At 50.0% G+C, this 17,543-nt stretch carries 17 protein-coding genes; 10 read left to right on the plus strand and 7 right to left on the minus strand.

Going from position 1 to position 17,543, the window contains the following annotated elements:
* From MES37_RS10365 to MES37_RS10380, 4 genes are all read left to right on the plus strand, one after another.
* Positions 1-785: bacteriophage T4 gp5 trimerisation domain-containing protein (locus tag MES37_RS10365; RefSeq protein ID WP_237931265.1), on the plus strand; the 785-nt coding region annotated here is incomplete at its 5' end.
* Positions 786-789: 4 nt separating this feature from the next.
* Positions 790-1,548, plus strand: a complete 759-nt coding sequence (locus tag MES37_RS10370; RefSeq protein WP_133521357.1) for a hypothetical protein — start codon at positions 790-792, stop codon at positions 1,546-1,548.
* A 19-nt stretch (positions 1,549-1,567) separates the two neighbouring features.
* Positions 1,568-2,269: a hypothetical protein gene (locus MES37_RS10375; RefSeq protein WP_237931266.1), complete on the plus strand. Its 702-nt coding sequence runs from the start codon at positions 1,568-1,570 to the stop codon at positions 2,267-2,269.
* Between the two features lie 201 nt (positions 2,270-2,470).
* Positions 2,471-2,758 carry a type VI secretion system PAAR protein gene (locus MES37_RS10380; RefSeq protein WP_064547605.1) on the plus strand — a complete coding sequence of 96 codons (288 nt, stop codon included), beginning with the start codon at positions 2,471-2,473 and terminating at the stop codon, positions 2,756-2,758.
* 49 nt (positions 2,759-2,807) lie between these two features.
* Here MES37_RS10380 and MES37_RS10385 read toward each other — a convergent pair whose 3' ends face one another.
* The 7 genes from MES37_RS10385 to MES37_RS10415 form a co-directional block, all read right to left on the minus strand.
* Positions 2,808-4,103, minus strand: coding sequence for a rhodanese-like domain-containing protein (locus MES37_RS10385; protein ID WP_064547603.1), 1,296 nt, complete (start codon positions 4,101-4,103; stop codon positions 2,808-2,810).
* Positions 4,104-4,187: 84 nt separating this feature from the next.
* The gene (locus tag MES37_RS10390; RefSeq protein WP_064547600.1) at positions 4,188-4,811 is read right to left on the minus strand and encodes an ATP-binding cassette domain-containing protein; all 624 of its coding nucleotides are present in this window, start codon (positions 4,809-4,811) and stop codon (positions 4,188-4,190) included.
* Positions 4,811-6,403, minus strand: a complete 1,593-nt coding sequence (locus MES37_RS10395) for an ABC transporter permease subunit (protein ID WP_370918268.1) — start codon at positions 6,401-6,403, stop codon at positions 4,811-4,813. The genes MES37_RS10390 and MES37_RS10395 overlap by 1 nt, the downstream gene beginning before the upstream one ends.
* A complete protein-coding gene (locus tag MES37_RS10400) occupies positions 6,376-7,551 on the minus strand; it encodes an ABC transporter substrate-binding protein (RefSeq protein WP_370918266.1) in 1,176 nt (391 codons plus the stop codon). The genes MES37_RS10395 and MES37_RS10400 overlap by 28 nt, the downstream gene beginning before the upstream one ends.
* Before the next feature lie 10 nt (positions 7,552-7,561).
* Positions 7,562-8,221, minus strand: a complete 660-nt coding sequence (locus tag MES37_RS10405; RefSeq protein WP_121815431.1) for a TVP38/TMEM64 family protein — start codon at positions 8,219-8,221, stop codon at positions 7,562-7,564.
* An 18-nt stretch (positions 8,222-8,239) separates the two neighbouring features.
* A complete protein-coding gene (gene xthA, locus MES37_RS10410) occupies positions 8,240-9,046 on the minus strand; it encodes an exodeoxyribonuclease III (protein ID WP_064547592.1) in 807 nt (268 codons plus the stop codon).
* A 199-nt stretch (positions 9,047-9,245) separates the two neighbouring features.
* On the minus strand, positions 9,246-10,118 hold the full coding sequence (locus MES37_RS10415) for a hypothetical protein (RefSeq protein ID WP_133522595.1): 873 nt from the start codon (positions 10,116-10,118) through the stop codon (positions 9,246-9,248).
* Between the two features lie 530 nt (positions 10,119-10,648).
* Between MES37_RS10415 and astC the strand changes: the two genes are divergently transcribed.
* The 6 genes from astC to spy all read left to right on the plus strand — a co-directional run bounded on the left by astC (position 10,649) and on the right by spy (position 17,484).
* The gene (gene astC / locus MES37_RS10420) at positions 10,649-11,869 is read left to right on the plus strand and encodes a succinylornithine/acetylornithine transaminase (RefSeq protein WP_064547587.1); all 1,221 of its coding nucleotides are present in this window, start codon (positions 10,649-10,651) and stop codon (positions 11,867-11,869) included.
* Complete coding sequence (gene astA, locus MES37_RS10425) at positions 11,866-12,900, plus strand: arginine N-succinyltransferase (protein ID WP_064547585.1); 1,035 nt, start codon at positions 11,866-11,868, stop codon at positions 12,898-12,900. The genes astC and astA overlap by 4 nt, the downstream gene beginning before the upstream one ends.
* Complete coding sequence (gene astD, locus MES37_RS10430; RefSeq protein ID WP_133522594.1) at positions 12,897-14,369, plus strand: succinylglutamate-semialdehyde dehydrogenase; 1,473 nt, start codon at positions 12,897-12,899, stop codon at positions 14,367-14,369. Before astA ends, astD begins: the two co-directional genes overlap by 4 nt.
* 2 nt (positions 14,370-14,371) lie before the next feature.
* Entirely contained in the window at positions 14,372-15,700 is a 1,329-nt protein-coding gene (gene astB, locus MES37_RS10435; RefSeq protein WP_237931269.1) for an N-succinylarginine dihydrolase, read from the plus strand.
* An 11-nt stretch (positions 15,701-15,711) separates the two neighbouring features.
* Positions 15,712-16,677, plus strand: a complete 966-nt coding sequence (astE, locus tag MES37_RS10440) for a succinylglutamate desuccinylase (RefSeq protein ID WP_133522592.1) — start codon at positions 15,712-15,714, stop codon at positions 16,675-16,677.
* Between the two features lie 324 nt (positions 16,678-17,001).
* A complete protein-coding gene (spy, locus tag MES37_RS10445) occupies positions 17,002-17,484 on the plus strand; it encodes an ATP-independent periplasmic protein-refolding chaperone Spy (RefSeq protein ID WP_064547577.1) in 483 nt (160 codons plus the stop codon).
* The last annotated feature ends 59 nt before the right edge of the window (positions 17,485-17,543 follow it).

Below are 17,543 nucleotides of genomic sequence, written 5' to 3' on the forward strand. Positions count from 1 at the left end.
GTCTGGGGCAGACGGTGAAGGTCGGCAAAGAGAATGCCGGCGGGCATGACCAGAACATCACCGTGGCGCACGACCGCAGTATCACGGTACGCAATGACCAGACCCTGAAAGTCACCCGTGACCACACGGTCAACACGGGTCGTGATGACGGTCTGACTGTGGCAAAAGACCGCAAGGTGACAGTGGAAGGGAAGCAGGAGCACAACACCTGCGGAGACCACCTCAGCCTGGTGGAAGGTAACCACAGCCTGGAGGTGAAAGGTGACCTGGCCCAGAAAGTGGCGGGTGCGCTGGGCACGGATGCACAGGGCGATATCGTGCTGCAGAGCAATACGAAAATCACCCTGAAAATGGGCAGCTCATTTATCGTCATCCATCCTGGTGGCGTGGACATCAGTGGGCTGAAAATCAACCTCAACAGCGGTGGCAGTCCGGGTAATCCGGTGCCGACGCAATTACCGGCGGTGCTGAATGCGCTGACGGGTGAAGATGGTAATTCGCCAGATGAGCCACAGCAGGACGGATACGGGAGTGATGGTGGTGGAAATGGCTCAGGAGGTGGGGATGACTCTGGAGGACAGGATGAGCCAGAGGATTCTGTGTTTGATGAGCAATTTTTACTTCGAGATGACGAAGGGAATCCTATCGAATTACAAAAATATAAAATAACAACAACTAGCGGAGTGGTATATCGAGGAGTAACCGATCCGGATGGGAAAACAGAACGAATAAAAACTACTGAGGAAGAATATCTGGTTTTTGAATATGATTTAGACTTGGAGTAATAAAATGCCATTAACGAATAATCGTGGAACGTCGAATTCAAGACCAAGTAGTTTACATGTTGTCACAGGTAAAATAATGTATAGTCGAAAAGCTACTGAGGAGGGGTGGCTAAAAGTAAAGCTAGATAACGGTAATTTTGATTTTCTTCATGAAAATGTGAAGCTTATTGTAAAAGGAGAGAAAAATGGAAGGCTTTATCTCTTAGTGGCTAGTGATAAATCAAATTTAATAGGTCAGACCATTAGTTTGCAGCAAGAAAATGCATTAAAATATTTAAGTAGCAAAGGCCCCATGCAAAAGAGTGCTTCAATTAAAGTAGAATATGTCGGGAAACCAGTTAAAACCACCTCAAGATTCAAAGGTGATTTAATACAGCAGTTCGCAAATTTATATGTTAATGGCTCAATCATAAAAGTTACACTTAATAGTTTGTGGCCACCAAAATATTCTTACTCACCTATCCCTGCAGGGGTTCATAAGCTAATGTCTCCTGACAACTCACATGCTAAAAATGCTCCAACAGACTGGTACAGAAAGGCATTTTCACCTGGGGTTATAACGTGTAATGATATCTGGTTTCCTATAGAATTAAATGGGGAAGGAGGTAATAGCTCGCGTTACATCCATCTTGGTAATTTATCTGAAGGTTGTGTGACAGTATATGACGTTGAGAAGTGGAATGTTGTATACGATTATTTGATTAATCACAGAATTCCAGGAACCAAGGGGATGTATGTGGGTGAAATCACGGTGGTGACATAATGGATTTTGGGGTGAATACATGCATTATGTAAAGTCTTTTTTATTATTCATAATAACTTTGTCTATTGATTGTCATGCGGATTCAATTGTTGCAAAAAAAATAAGTAATGGTGATTGCGAACAATATTCTTCCTATAAAAGATCTATAGAAAGTCTGAATGGCGTAGATAGCTTTAACAAGCTAACTGACTACATCAGTGAAAATGAAGTCCAATGTGATGATGCACAGAGTGATGTCAATGAAATCCTGAAAAAAATTTATGCTTACTTTCAGGGTGGAGTTAGAGTAGAGGCAAGTGCCGTATTTTTTTGTGATAATATTATTGATGAAAAAGTATGTGAAAGTGAACATTCAGATGGGACTGAACATGGCCACTTGCGTTCTGAAAGAAATAATTTCAGATATCTTAATGTAGCGAAGAATAGCATTTTCATACCTGCGGCTGTAAATAAATACAGTATCTACAAAGTATTTTATAGCTGGCAGAACCCATTGCTGATAATTGATTATGTGTATCCTATAGAAACATTACGTTTCAAACCAATAAAAGAAAATGAGTATTATAAGCTATCTGATCATGATTTTGGTAATATGATTAATACAGTGGTGAGTCCTTCAGATATCAACTCTGGTTATTCTTCGAATAAATGGCTTATTGTTTTATATAAAAAGAATGAAAGTGATTATATCAAGGCTGTATGGTATTACCAATCCAATTAAACGAAAATTTTTTTGCACTATAGAATCTTTAGTATCAAATGAATAGATTTTTTATGGGGTGATAAATTCAACATAACACAGCCAATAAATAGATGAAGGGAAGGTTCTCTTGCCATATTGACAGACGACTGTAGAGTGACCATAAAAAACTAGTCATATTAAATAAAACTCAAAGTCTCACTCACTATAATAAGGATATTTATGCCGTTAGCCGCAAAACTGAATGATCAAGGAACTGAACACAATGGTTTTCATTCCACGCCGATAGTTGCTGGTTCACCAACAGTATTTATTGATGGTTTACCTGCAGCCCGTTTGGGTGATCCGCTCTTTGAGCACAGCAAACCGCCAGATCACCCACCTCATCCTCGCGCTATCTCAAGTGGCTCTGGGACAGTGTTTATAGATGGGATTCCGGCAGCCAGAACAGGGGACAGTATTAGTTGTGGCGGTGTTGTGATTGGGAGTGGGACTGTCAATATGGGTTAAATGGAACCATCCTCGTCCTCTCCGGCAGGAGAGGACGAGTTAAAACATCTTACAGAGGCTTACGCTCACCCGTAGCTACCGGATTCTGCGGATTACTACTCCACTCATACCAGCCGCCGTCGTACACGCCGACATTCTTCCAGCCCATCGCACGGGCATACATGAAGGTTTCTGATGCGCGCCAGCCAGTACCACAGTAAAAGGCCACTTGCTGATCCGGCGTAATATTCCAGCTCTTCCACATGGCGGCGATGTCATCAGCAGAACGCATGGTGCCGTCCGGATTATGGAAATCTTCCATATGCGTCGAGTCAGAACCCGCATGGCCCCAGCGCGCACCGGCAATCTCACCTTTTGGCTTGATGTAGCTATAACCACTGGTAGTGCCGATAAACTCCGGCCACGAACGGATACTGACCAGCGAGGCATCTTTGCGGCCTAACAACCCGCGCGCTTGCTCGGTGTCGAGCATCAGCTGTGGTTGGCCTGGGAATGGCGCACCAAAATCGGCTGCCGGTTTAACCTCGTTTGGCAAACCGCGCTCTACAGGTAATTTGGCGTCAGCCCAACTCTGCCAGCCACCATCCAGCAAACGCACGTCTTTCACGCCGGCATACAGCAGTATTTGTGCGACACGCGCTGCAGCATAGACATCACGTCCGTACATCACCACCGTGGTGTCATGACGGATACCGTGTTTTGCCAGCAAAGCTTTGAGTTGGTCGTCAGACACTTTATTCCATAACGGCTCGCTTTCGATATCGTTGGTATCGATGTAATCCGCACCAGGAATATGGCTTAACAGATACTGTTTCGGTGCACCCCAGGCGGCTTCGATGATTTTGACTTCGCCCGCAGGTTTTGCCACAACGTCTTTATTCTGCATCAGGTTATGTAGCCACTGCGGATAAACAAGCTGCTCGAAGTGGGCCATTTTCTGCAAACGTGCCGGTTGTTGCAGGGCATCAGACAGCAGAGCGATGTGCTGATAACCCAGTTTGGACAGCCGCACTTTTACCGCTTTTGTCTCATCACTTTGACCGTACAGCGCAATCAAACTATCTGATGCCAGATTGTGTTGTTTTGCCCACAGTTGCAGTTGCTCGTCATTCATCATGCCTAACCAACTGGCCGATAAATTAAGCGCGGCAGGCTCGTGGCCACCAACACCGTTCAGGGTTTGCGGCCAGCCGTTATAAAAAGCACTGGGACGGGTATCAATCACCACGCCGTGCTGCGCCTGAAGGTTGGATAAAGTCATTTGGGAAGGCTTGTCTGCAGCGATTGCCATGTGCGCCAACCCAGATAACATCAAGGCGGCGGTTAGTTGAGAAACACGTTTCATCTTATAACCTGAAAAAGAGAGAAAAAAGAGGCGCTATCTTGCGCCATTCACGTGAGTGATTCCTTGCGTTACCGCATATTTGATTCACAGCGTAATAATCTGCCCATCAGGCGGAATATCCTGCGGGTCATGGGTGACCAGCACCACCGGAATAGCTTGTTGCTCAACCTGTTGCCAGACGAACTGGCGAAATTGCTCGCGCAAGGTTTGATCAAGGCGCGAGAAAGGCTCGTCGAGCAACAGGGCTTCAGGCTTCGCTAACAATGCCCTTAACACACTAATCCGTGCACGTTCTCCGCCAGAAAGAGTCGCCGGGTCACGACGTGAAAAGCCCGCTAACTGCGCATTTTCCAGCGCTTGTTCAACGCAATGCTGCCGTTGTTCGCGACTTTTAACCGCGGCCGGAATCGCCATTGCCAGATTTTGCCCGACATTAAGATGGTCAAATAACAGCGCATCCTGAAACAGAATGCCGATGTTTCGCCGTTCGGTCGGCAGCGTATCGCGACGCTGTTGGTTTAGCCATAACTCGCCGGTCACCGTAAATTCAGCGGGTAATGCGCCAATTATCCAGCTTAAAAACGTTGATTTACCCGCTCCTGATGGTCCCATCAGCGTCAGCACTTCCCCCGCAGAAACGGTGAAATTAAGCGCGTGAATCAGCGAGCGGGAATTCCTGGTAATGGTGCAATCCTGAACACACAGCATTAGCGTAATCCTTGTCGAAAACGCCCGAGCAGGCGGCCAACCTGAAGCGTGATGATAAACATGATGAATGGCAGCAGCATCTGCAACAACGCCTGAATCGCCTGTTGTTGCGGATCGCCACCGCTGCTCAGTGCCACAGTTTGGGTGGTGACAGTGGTAAAACGCCCAGCCCCCGCGTACAGCGTCGGTAAATATTGCGCGATGCTGACTGAAAACCCGACCGCTAGCGCCGCCAGAAGAGGGCGTGCCAGCAGCGGTAATTTAACCAAACAGACAATTTTCCACGATGACCAACCAAAGGTGCGGGCGGTGATAACCAGACGTGGATCTATCTGCTGCCAGGCGGGCCGCGCTACCAAAAGCATATACGGCACAACCCACAGTAAATGGCTCCAGATAACACCGGGCCAGTCGCCGTCTTGCTGCAAAATTAACAGCATACGATATTGCCCGGCGACCAGCGGTAAAGCAGGCAAAAATAGCGGTAGCGCCAGCCATAAATCAAAACGGGGATTGCCACCCTCAAGCCACAGAATAATCACCAGCAAGCCAGTGAAACTGCTTACCAGCGCCAGTAGCAGCGTGGTGCCCAATGGCGACAACTCAGCCGCTTGCCATCCTGAAAACGCCCAGCCATCCGGCAAAATAGCAGGATAAAACCAACCCTCGGCCATCGACCAGATAACCAGCATTGCCAGCGCCGCGATGCAGGTTGCCGTCATCACCAACCCTAAACTTGATGCCAGTGGCTGGATATTAAGTAGATGTCTTTGACCTGAAAAACGCCCGACTGCGCGGCGAAACACGCGCCATAAAATCCAGCCCAACACGATAAAACAACCTAACAGCCCGACTAATAACAGTGAGGTCAACATGCCCATCGCCACGCGCTGCGGGTCGGCATCGTTCAACCACTGCCACGCCAGTACCGCCAGCGTCGGTGGGTTGTTCGGACCGAGAATAATGGACACATCCACCACGGACAGGCTGTAGGCCACCACCGCCAGTAATGCCCATTTCAGACGCGGCAACAATGACGGAACCAGCACGCGAATGCGGCATTGTAGCGGGCCATAGCCCAGGCTGCGTGCGACGGTGAGCTGTTGGGAAAGGGTTTGGTAATTGAGCTGGGTGCTGGCTATCCATAATAAAAACCAGCTCTCTTTGAGCGCCAGCAAAATACCCAGACCCATGCCATATTCATCAAGATGAAATGAGATGCCGCATAAGCGAGCGAGCCAACCGTTATCGGCGAACAGGAACAAAAAACCGCTGGCGAATGCGACGTGCGGTAGCGCTAATAAAAGCGGCAGTTGCGCGGCATAACGCCGCCAGCGAGCGCCAGGCCACAGGCCACAAAGCAGCACCAGACATAACACCAGCGAACCCGCGACGCTAATCACCGTCGAGTTGAGTGTTGCCAGTAAAGCACCAGACCATTGGTTGTCAGCCCATAGTGCCTGCCAGATTTCAGGCATCAGTGCGGGTTTTGCCATCATCAGCAAGCCCGGAAGCAGTGGGGCAAAAACGCAACCCACGGCAAACCAGGCTAAGAAACGTAGACTCATTTCGCCCCGTAGCGTTGTAACCACTCTTTTTCCAGCGCGTTTACCCAGGCGGCATGCGGCTCTGGCAGATACGGTACCGCTTGCAGATGGGCAGGTTTTTGGGCATTAAGCTGTTCGCCCAAAGGTGCGGGCAGCGTTGCGCTATTCAGAATGGTGGTATCGCCCCAAATTGCCGGATTAGCCTTACGGATTTGCGCTTGCGGTGACATCAGGAAATTAGCCACCACTTGTGCACCAGCCTGCGCGCGGGCATTGGCGGGGATCGTCACAAAGTGAACGTTGCCCAGCATGCCTTGCGCAAAGCCAAATGCCCTTGCGGTATGCGGCAGTTGTTTGCGGTCAATAAGGTTATCGACATGCGCCGGATTAAACGTTACCGACATCAATAGCTCGCCATCCGCCAGCATGCGGTCCATGCGTGCAGGCGTTGGTGGGAAGGTTTTTCCCCCGCGCCATAATAGCGGATGCAGTTGGTCGAGATAATCCCACAGTGGCGCAGTCACCTGCTTAAAGGTGGCCGGATCAGGCGGCAGGCGCAGCGCTTGCGGCTCTCGAGTCAACACAATCAGCAGTTGTTCAATAAACGCGGTGCCAGTGAAATCAGGTGGGCGAGGGTAGCTCAATTTGCCAGGATGCGCTTTGGCAAATGCCAGCAGTTCAGGTGCACTGCGCGGGAATTTCACACCCGTTTGCGCATTGCCGATCAACATCAATTGAGCGCTGCCCCACGGTGCTTCGGCACCGTCAGTCGGTTGCGAGAAATCCTCACGTACTGGTTTTTTCTGGTCGACATAGCGCCAGTTGGGTAATTCCCACGCCCAGCCATCTTTTAGCAAACCGGCCTGTTTCAGAGTATGGAAGTTTTCACCATTCACCCACAGCAAATCGACCGAGCCATTATCTTTGCGCCCTGCGCTGTCTTCGCTCTGAATACGTTTTACCGCGTCGGCAGCATCCGCCAGGCGCACGACTTTGAGCGTCACGCCATAGTGTTGCTTCATTTCTCCGGCGACCCAGTCGAGATAGCTGTTTACCGCAGGGTCGCCGCCCCAGGCGTTGAAGTAAACCGTCTGGCCTTTTGCCTGCTGGCGCAGGCTATCCCAGTCAGTAGGCTGTGCAAAGCATGAAAAGCCGATCGCAACCAGCGACAGCAAAAGCGTTAAAAGACGCAAAATGGGATCCTTATGATTTTCGCAGCAAGCGGACTATCCAGCGCGAGAACAACGGCAGGAAGCCGAGCAGAGCGAACATCAACATCATACCGGGTGAAAGAATATCGCTAAGACTACGCAACTGGCTCAATTGGCGGCCAGCATTGAGATAAACCACAATCGCCGGCAGCATCCCGACAAGGCTAACGGCAAAATAACCCAGCGTTTTGACCGATGTCAGGCCCATCAGCAAATTGATAAGAAAGAACGGGAAAATGGGCGTCAGTCGTAATGCAAAAAGATAGTACAAGCCTTCGCGTTCCACACCGCTATTGATTGCTGCCATCGGTGTGGCGAAACGAAGGCGTACCCAGGCGCGTAATAAATAGCGGCTAATCAGCATGGCAAGCGTTGCGCCACAGGTCGCCGCCAGTGCCACCAGTACGGTGCCCTGGAATAGCCCAAACTGCGAGCCAGCCAACAGCGTTAAGAGTGTTGCGCCAGGAATTGAAAGGGTAGTGACGAGCACATAAATCAGAAAGAAAGCCAGCGCCGTTTGTAGCGGGTGCTGCTGATGCCAGTCAGAAAACTGTGCCTGATAGTGTTGCAGTGCCGCCAGGCTGCCTGGCGGCAAAAAGAAGATGAGCAGGACAAAAACCACAACCAGCGTGGCAAACAGTAACTTACGCATCGGATGTGGTGTTTTCCCTTACAGCTTAAATTCAGCCCAAACGGGGGCGTGGTCTGAAGGTTTTTCCATGCTACGAATATCGTAATCAATGCCGGTCGCAACACAGCGTTCAGCCAGCGGATGGCTTGCCAGCAGCAGGTCGATACGCAGACCACGGTTGTCATCGAAGCCTTTTGAGCGGTAATCAAACCACGAGAACTTGTCTTGTGCATCCGGGTTGGCATGACGGAAGGTGTCGACCAGGCCCCAGCTAATCAGGCGGTCCATCCACTCGCGTTCTTCCGGCAGGAAGGAACATTTACCAGTGCGCAACCAGCGTTTGCGATTCTCTTCGCCGATGCCGATGTCAAGATCGGTTGGGCTGATATTCACATCACCCATAATCAGCACCGGACTGTCTTTCTTCAAAGAACTGTCGAGATAGTTTTGCAGATCCTGGTAGAACTTCGCTTTGGCCGGGAATTTGGTCGGATGGTCGCGGCTTTCGCCCTGCGGGAAGTAACCGTTAATCACTGTCAGGTTACCTAATGGCGAAGGGATTTCAGCCATGATCAGGCGGCGTTGTGCTTCTTCATCGTCACCAGGGAAGCCACGGCGCACCGAAATCGGTGTCTCTTTGGTGAGCAGCGCCACACCATAATGGCCTTTCTGACCATGATAAAAGACGTTGTAGCCAAGCTTTGCGACATCTTCGAGCGGGAACATGTCGTCATGGACTTTGGTTTCCTGCAAACCGATAACGTCAGGCTGATGCTGTTCAACAATGGCTTCAAGTTGATGCGGGCGGGCGCGCAGGCCGTTGATATTAAAAGAGACGAATTTCATAAGTCGCTGCCGTGGTTACTTAACAATGTTGCAGGATGGTAGCAGAAAATCGATAGAAATGCCGGACAGGATGACATCTTTGGATTATTTACGCGATGGCTGAATCAAGTGGTTTGGGCATTGATTTTGTTGGAATTCCAGTTACATGCCTAATGCTGTAACTGGAAAGAAAACAGGGATGTTATTTTTATACAAAATATCAGTTTTTATAGACGGTAAATTGCCCCTTTTTGAATGCTGCCATGCGTGGAACTCGGATTTCTGGGCGGAAAAAACTATTGATTAAGTTATTCATTTGGTTGGTGCTAACCATTTCAAAGAGGATATTTTGATCTTCATCAGGCAATAAGCGAATGGTAGCGATAATGTAATGAGCTAACCCTTGCAGTGAAAACTGTCTGCCCTGGAAAAATATATCTGTCCTGGGTATTTCCCGATCGGCGAGCATGCTTTTACAGTAATCACTGAGATCGTTTATTTTACAACTCGGTGTTTCCAGTGTTAATTGATCAAGTAAAACCATTGATGAGTTACTAAATTGTGAGTGCTGGTAATTAATTTTAAAGAATGTTTTACCAAAACGGCTTCTGTTTTTTTTAAGACTACATCCTGCTTCAAGCGAAAAGAAAACATAGTCTGTATTTGCCAGTCCGTGGACATCTAATGGATGACTATTTTCTGATGGGAAGGGGATTCCTTTAGCCATCAGTTGTTTGCGTGAATAAAGGACTAAATCTCCTTTGTCATTAATGACACGATTATTGTTTGTGGCATGCAAAGCATAAAAAGGTGTAGCCATGAAATAGCTTAAAAAGACTTTCTCACGACTGCTTAATGGGTGGAGCATTTCCCGTAAAAAATGGTAATTACTTAAAGAGAGATGGCTTGCGGAAGAAAAGCGAACTCCGGCAGATACCCTTAGTGCGTGAACCATTTTTTGTGCCAGATAACTCTCATTGCTATACCATAGTGAGCCACGACTGAGCATATATTCACTGGCTTTATTTGACCATCTGTTGCGTGTTATACGCAACAGTTTCTCTCCGATTTTTATCTCTTTGCTTGTTAACATTATTTCATCATCCAATGATGTGTAGTGTTTATATATTTACGGCATGTATATAAATAATATATATGTTATATTTATAATGGTGGGTATTTAGGTTTTTATTATACATACGCATAAAAAAAATGGGAATACACCTACCACTCGCCATATTTCAAGTTCATGCACGTTGGCTGTATTCATTCACCCGACAAATCTTCCGGGAGCAGATATGCCCTGTTTAAGGGCGTATGCGGTTTTTTGGTGCAACAAACTTAGTGCAAACCCCAGCATTGATCACAAATCCAGTATTAAATTTTACTACTGCATAATATTTCTTGTTTTCGTGTTGCGATCCATACACCGCCATAAAACTATGCACTAATTATTCACTTTATGTGAATAGCGTGTATTTGTAACTCATTGATTTTTCAATCACACCTCTGTGCTATTCATTTATATCGCTGGCTGGCACGAAGCGTGCAATCTACATTTACAGCGCAAACACCCAATTATTTAACATTCAAATAACTTTTTATTTACCGGAAGAGGTCACTATGTCGCAGTCAATTACCCGCCAGAATTTCGACGATTGGATGATGCCCGTTTATGCCCCAGCTTCTTTTATTCCGGTACGTGGTGAAGGGTCGACGTTATGGGACCAGCAAGGCAAAGATTACATCGACTTCGCGGGCGGCATCGCAGTGAACGCTCTCGGTCATGCCAATCCTGAACTGCGCAAAGCGCTGGAAGAACAGGCGGCAAAATTCTGGCATACCGGCAATGGCTACACTAACGAGCCGATTTTGCGTCTCGCAAAACAGCTGATTGATGCCACTTTTGCCGAGAAAGTGTTCTTCTGCAACTCCGGCGCTGAAGCCAACGAAGCGGCTTTAAAGCTGGCGCGTAAATACGCACATGACAACTTTGGCCCGCAGAAAAGCGGCATCGTTGCTTTCAAAAATGCCTTCCATGGCCGCACGCTATTTACTGTTTCCGCTGGTGGACAACCGGCTTATTCACAAGATTTTGCCCCGTTACCACCGCAAATCAGCCACGCGATTTATAACGACCTGCAATCTGCCAGTGAACTGATTAATGAAAATACCTGCGCGGTGATTGTGGAACCGATGCAGGGTGAAGGCGGCGTGGTGCCAGCTGACCCAACATTCCTGCAAGGCTTGCGCGAACTGTGTGATCGTCACAACGCAGTGCTGATTTTCGATGAAGTACAAACTGGTGTGGGCCGTACCGGCGAGCTGTACGCTTACATGCACTACGGCATTACGCCGGATGTGCTTTCAACCGCCAAAGCATTAGGTGGCGGCTTCCCGATCGGTGCCATGCTGACGACTGATAAATTCGCCAAAGTGATGGTGGTGGGCACCCACGGCACCACTTACGGCGGTAACCCGCTGGCGGGTGCGGTTGCCGGGCGAGTAATGGAAATCATCAATACGCCTGAAGTGCTTAATGGCGTGAAACAGCGTCACGCCTGGTTTGTGGAGCGTTTAAACAACATTAACCAGAAGCATCAGTTGTTCAGTGAAGTGCGCGGCCTGGGGTTGTTAATTGGCTGCGTATTGCAACCACAGTACAACGGAAAAGCTAAACTTATCTTACAGGCTGCCGCGAATGAAGGTTTGATGATGCTGATCGCTGGCGCGAATGTGGTGCGTTTTGCACCGGCATTAATTGTCAGCGAAGGCGAAGTGCAACAAGGGTTGGATCGTTTTGAGCGCGCCTGTGAACGCTTCTTAGCGGGAGAGCAATCATGATGGTTATCCGTCCGGTTGAGCGCGGTGATATATCCGGGCTGCTGGCGTTGGCGGGTAAAACAGGCGGCGGGTTGACCTCGCTGCCTGCGGATGAAAAAACGCTGTCGGCACGTATCGAACGCTCCATTCATACCTGGCAGGGTGGCCTGCCAAAAGGCGAACAGGGCTATGTTTTCGTCCTGGAAGATTCCTCAACCGAACGCGTGGTGGGTATTTGCGCCATTGAAGTGGCCGTCGGGTTAAACGACCCCTGGTACAATTACCACGTTGGCACGCATGTTCACGCTTCCAAAGAGCTGAACATTTACAACGCGTTGCCGACGCTGTTTCTCAGCCACGATCACACCGGCAGCAGCGAGCTTTGCACGTTATTCCTTGATGCCGACTGGCGCAAAGAGGGCAACGGTTACTTACTGTCTAAATCGCGCTTCCTCTTTATGGCAGCGTTTCGCGATCGTTTTAACGACAAAGTGGTCGCTGAGATGCGCGGCGTGATTGATGAACATGGCCATTCACCGTTTTGGGAAAGCCTCGGCAACCGCTTCTTCTCAATGGAGTTTAGCCGTGCAGATTACTTGTGCGGCACCGGGCAGAAAGCGTTTATCGCCGAGTTAATGCCAAAGCATCCTATTTATACCGATTTCCTGTCGGCCGAAGCACGGGCGGTGATTGGTAAAGTGCATCCGCAAACGGCCCCAGCGCGAGCAGTTCTCGAAGCGGAAGGTTTCCGCTACCGCAATTACGTGGATATTTTCGACGGCGGGCCAACGCTGGAATGCGACATCGACAGGGTTCGCGCGATTCGTAAAAGCCACCTGGTGGAACTGGTGATTGGACAACCGGCAACCGAAGAGCTGCCGATGTGTCTGGTCGCCAATGAAAAATATAATGATTTTCGTGCCATGTTGATTAAGGCGAACCCAAAAGGTGACCGCCTGATTGTTGATGCCCAAACCGCTGATGCCCTGAAATGCAGCTCCGGTGATCGGATTCGTTTGGTGCGTTTGTGCCCCGAGGAGAAAAAAGTATGACTCAGTGGATTAATGGACAATGGCTTTCCGGGCAGGGTGAATCACTGCAAAAGCATAATCCGGTGAATGGCGAGTTGCTGTGGGAAGGCATTGCGGCGGATGCGCAGCAAGTCGGGCAAGCGTGTGATGCGGCGCGTGTTGCATTTCCGGCATGGGCGAAACGCCCGTTTTCCCATCGTCAGGCAATTGTTGAGAAATTTGCCACGCTGCTTGAGGCCAACAAAGAAGCATTAACCGTCACCATTTCTCAGGAAACCGGCAAACCGCGCTGGGAAGCGGCCACCGAAATAACGGCGATGATCAACAAAATCGCCATCTCGATTAAGGCTTACCACACGCGTACTGGCGAAACTCACACCGAAATGCCAGACGGCGCGGCTACATTACGCCACCGTCCGCACGGCGTGTTAGCGGTGTTTGGCCCGTATAACTTCCCAGGGCATTTGCCAAACGGGCATATCGTGCCGGGTTTGTTGGCGGGTAACACGATTGTCTTTAAACCAAGTGAACTGACGCCGCTGATTGGCGAACAGGTGATGAAACTTTGGCAACAGGCAGGGGTGCCGGATGGCGTGCTGAACCTGGTGCAGGGCGGGCGTGAAACCGGGCAGGCGTTAGCGCAACAGCCAACGCTCGACGGTTTGTTGTTTACCGGCAGCGCGAATACCGGTTATCAACTTCACCGCCAGTTTGCCGGGCAGCCGGAGAAAATTCTCGCGCTCGAAATGGGCGGAAACAATCCGCTGATCGTCGAAGATCCTCAGGATATCGACGGAGCTGTTCATCTGGTGATTCAGTCGGCATTTGTCACTGCCGGGCAGCGTTGTACCTGTGCGCGCCGTTTGCTGGTTAAACAGGGCGCGCAGGGCGATGTATTCCTGAAGCGTCTGGTAGAAGTGGCGGCGCGTATTCGCCCTGATGCCTGGGACGCCGTACCGCAACCCTTTATTGGCGGGCTAATTTCAGTTCAGGCCGCTGAACGCGTGCTGAGCGGCTGGCAGGAGCATATCGCGCGCGGCGGCAAAGCGTTGCTTGAGCCGAAGCTACTGAAAGCCGGAACCTCGTTGCTAACGCCGGGAATTGTCGAACTAACGGGTGTCGCCAATGTGCCAGACGAAGAAGTGTTTGGCCCGTTGCTGACCGTTTATCGTTATACCGATTTCGACCAGGCGATTGCCATGGCCAATGACACTCGTTATGGGCTGGCGAGCGGGTTGATTTCGCCACATCGTGAGCAATTCGAGCAACTGTTACTGGAAGCGCGAGCCGGGATTGTGAACTGGAATAAACCGTTAACCGGAGCTTCCAGCGCGGCACCCTTTGGCGGCGTTGGTGCATCTGGCAACCATCGTGCCAGCGCCTGGTATGCGGCAGATTACTGCGCGTGGCCAATGGCTACACTGGAAAGCCCGTCATTCCCGCTGCCTGCCACACTCAGCCCTGGGCTTGATTTTAGCGGTAAGGAATAATCATGAAAGCGCGTGAAGTTAATTTCGATGGACTGGTGGGCTTGACCCACCATTACGCAGGGCTGTCTTTCGGCAACGAAGCTTCCACGAAGCACCAGTTCCGTGTCTCCAACCCGAAGCTTGCCGCGAAACAAGGCTTGCTGAAGATGAAAGCGCTGGCGGATGCTGGTTTTGCACAAGGGGTGATTGCGCCACAAGAAAGACCCAATATTCCTTTGCTGCGCCAGTTAGGTTTTAGCGGCACTGACGCGCAAATTATTGAGCGAGTGGCAAAGCAAGCGCCGCAACTGTTATCGGCAGTCAGTTCCGCTTCATCTATGTGGGTGGCGAACGCAGCAACGGTTTGCCCGTCGGCGGACAGCTTAGATGGCAAAGTGCATTTCACGGTGGCGAATCTTAACAACAAATTCCATCGTGCCAGTGAAGCGCCCACTACTGAAAACGTACTGCGCGCCATCTTCCGTAACCAGCAGCATTTTTCTGTACACGCTGCATTGCCGCAAGTGGCGATGTTTGGCGATGAAGGGGCGGCTAACCATAACCGCCTTGGCGGTGCGTATGGTGAGCCATCCACCCAACTGTTTGTTTACGGCAGGGAAGAGGCCAAAGCCGGACAGGCTCCGGCACGTTATCCCGCTCGCCAGACGCTAGAAGCAAGCCAGGCGGTGGCACGCCTGAACCAGGTCAAACCTGAATTAGCAGTCTACGCACAACAAAACCCAGCGGTTATCGACCAGGGCGTTTTCCACAACGACGTAATTGCGGTATCTAATCGCGAGGTGCTGTTCTGCCACGAGCAGGCATTTTTGCATCAAGAGGCGCTTTACCAACAGTTGCGTGAAAGAGTGCCTGGTTTTAGCGCCATTGAAGTTCCGGGCGATAAAGTATCGGTGGCGGATGCGGTGGCAACCTACCTGTTTAACAGCCAGTTGCTCAGCCGTGACGATGGCAGCATGACGTTGGTGTTGCCGGAAGAGTCACGCCAGCACGCGGGTGTGTGGCGCTACCTTAATGAAGTGCTGGCGGCAGATAACCCAATCAGTGAACTGAAAGTGTTTGATCTGCGTGAAAGCATGGCGAATGGCGGTGGGCCTGCGTGTTTACGCTTACGCGTGGTGCTCAACGATACCGAGCAACAAGCGGTTAATCCTGCGGTCATGATGAACGACACTTTGTTTGTCACGCTCAATAACTGGGTAGATCGCTGGTATCGTGACCAGTTAACGCAGGCCGATTTAGCCGATCCGCAATTACTGCGTGAAGGACGCGAAGCACTCGATGAACTGACGCGTATACTAGACTTAGGTTCTGTTTATCCGTTTCAGCAATAGCTGGAGGCACAATGTTGGATTTTCTGGCGCAAACCCTGGCAGGGAAAGTGCCAACTCATAGCGCAGGTAAGAATACTCATCTGCATTGGCAATGGTGGGATGAAGGGATTTTGACCCTTATTCCACATCAAAGCGTGGAAAAAACGCTGGTGTTATCGGCGGGCATTCATGGTAACGAAACTGCACCGGTGGAAATCCTCGCGCAGTTAGTGGACAGCCTTCTGGCAGGCAAGATGGCTTTGCAGTGGCGGGTGTTGGTGATCCTCGGCAACCCTGCGGCGTTGCGAAGCAACCAGCGTTATCAACACAGTGATATGAATCGCATGTTTGGCGGCGGCTGGCAGCAGTTCCCGGAAAGCGTGGAAACGCAGCGTGCCTGTCGCCTGGAGCATGCGTTAGATCTGTTTCTGGCCGAGTGCGAAGAGACGACTTGCTGGCATCTGGATATGCACACTGCGATCCGCAGCTCGTACCACCCGCGTTTTGGCGTGTTACCGGCGCGCGCTTTGCCTTACGATGAGGAGTTTCTCACGTGGTTAGGCTGTGCCGGTTTGCAAGCGCTGGTGTTTCATCAGGAACCGGGCGGCACATTTACCCATTTCAGTAGCGAGCATTTTAATGCGCAGAGCTGCACGCTGGAGCTGGGGAAAGCACAACCGTTTGGTGAAAACGATCTTAGCCAGTTTGAAGTGACCCGCCAGGCGTTGCAGGCGTTGTTGAGCGGTGAAACATCTCCTTGTGCCGAGAGCAAACCGCTACGTTACAAAGTGGCGCAGCAGATCACGCGCCTGAGCGATGACTTTGCGCTGCATATGTCAGCGCAAACGCAAAACTTCACCGGGTTCCCAAAAGGCACTTTGCTGGCTGAAGATGGCGACACGCGCTATGTCGTGAAAGAGGATATCGAGTTTGTTTTATTCCCGAATCCGAAGGTGGCAATTGGATTGCGAGCCGGTTTAATGCTGCGCGAGATATGATTATTTCTGGCCTCGTATTCTGAGGCCAATAAATAATCACCCTTGCTGACAATAAGATGCAGATAATTCTTATTCGATGCTTTATTCAACATTCTAATTACGCTACACTCTCTTCATAATTCCTTTAAAATCATCGCTTTGTTATATTCTGTTGCAATTCCTGCCTGCTTTATCCTTATTCTCTCCATAATTGCTGCAAATTTGTTTTTTACCCTTGCAATGCTTTACCGATGCGGACTATTACTTGACGCAGAACACCGTAGACTTAATTTCGTCAACGCGGCAAACCTTGTCGTAATAGAAATCAGAACAGGAATAAACAATATGCGTAAACTAACAGCTCTCTTTGTTGCTTCAACTCTGGCTCTGGGCGCGGCAAATCTGGCTCATGCAGCTGACACCACCACGGCGGCCAAAACGGATGCACCAATGATGCACCATAAAGGTATGCGTGGCGGCAACCACGATATGATGTTTAAGGACCTGAACCTGACCGACGCGCAGAAACAGCAAGTGCGTGACATCATGAAAGAACAGCGCGGTAAAATGGAGCGTCCTTCTGTAGAAGAACGTCGTGCGGCGCACAACATCATCACCAGCGACAGCTTCGATAAAGCCAAAGCACAGGCGCAAGTCGATAAAATGGCTGAACAGAACAAAGCTCGCATGATGGCTCATATGGAAGCGCAGAATAAGATCTACAACATTCTGACGCCGGAGCAGAAAAAACAATTTAATGCCAATTTTGAGAAGCGTCTGACAGAACGCCCTCAACATGAAGGTAAAATGCCTGCAGATCAGGAATAACTGATCGATTGACTTAAGACCGCCGGTTTTGTCCACAAAGCGTTATCGCAGTGGGCAGA

Origin of the sequence: Buttiauxella sp. S19-1 (assembly GCF_022134725.1) — a bacterium.
Classification (GTDB): domain Bacteria; phylum Pseudomonadota; class Gammaproteobacteria; order Enterobacterales; family Enterobacteriaceae; genus Buttiauxella; species Buttiauxella ferragutiae.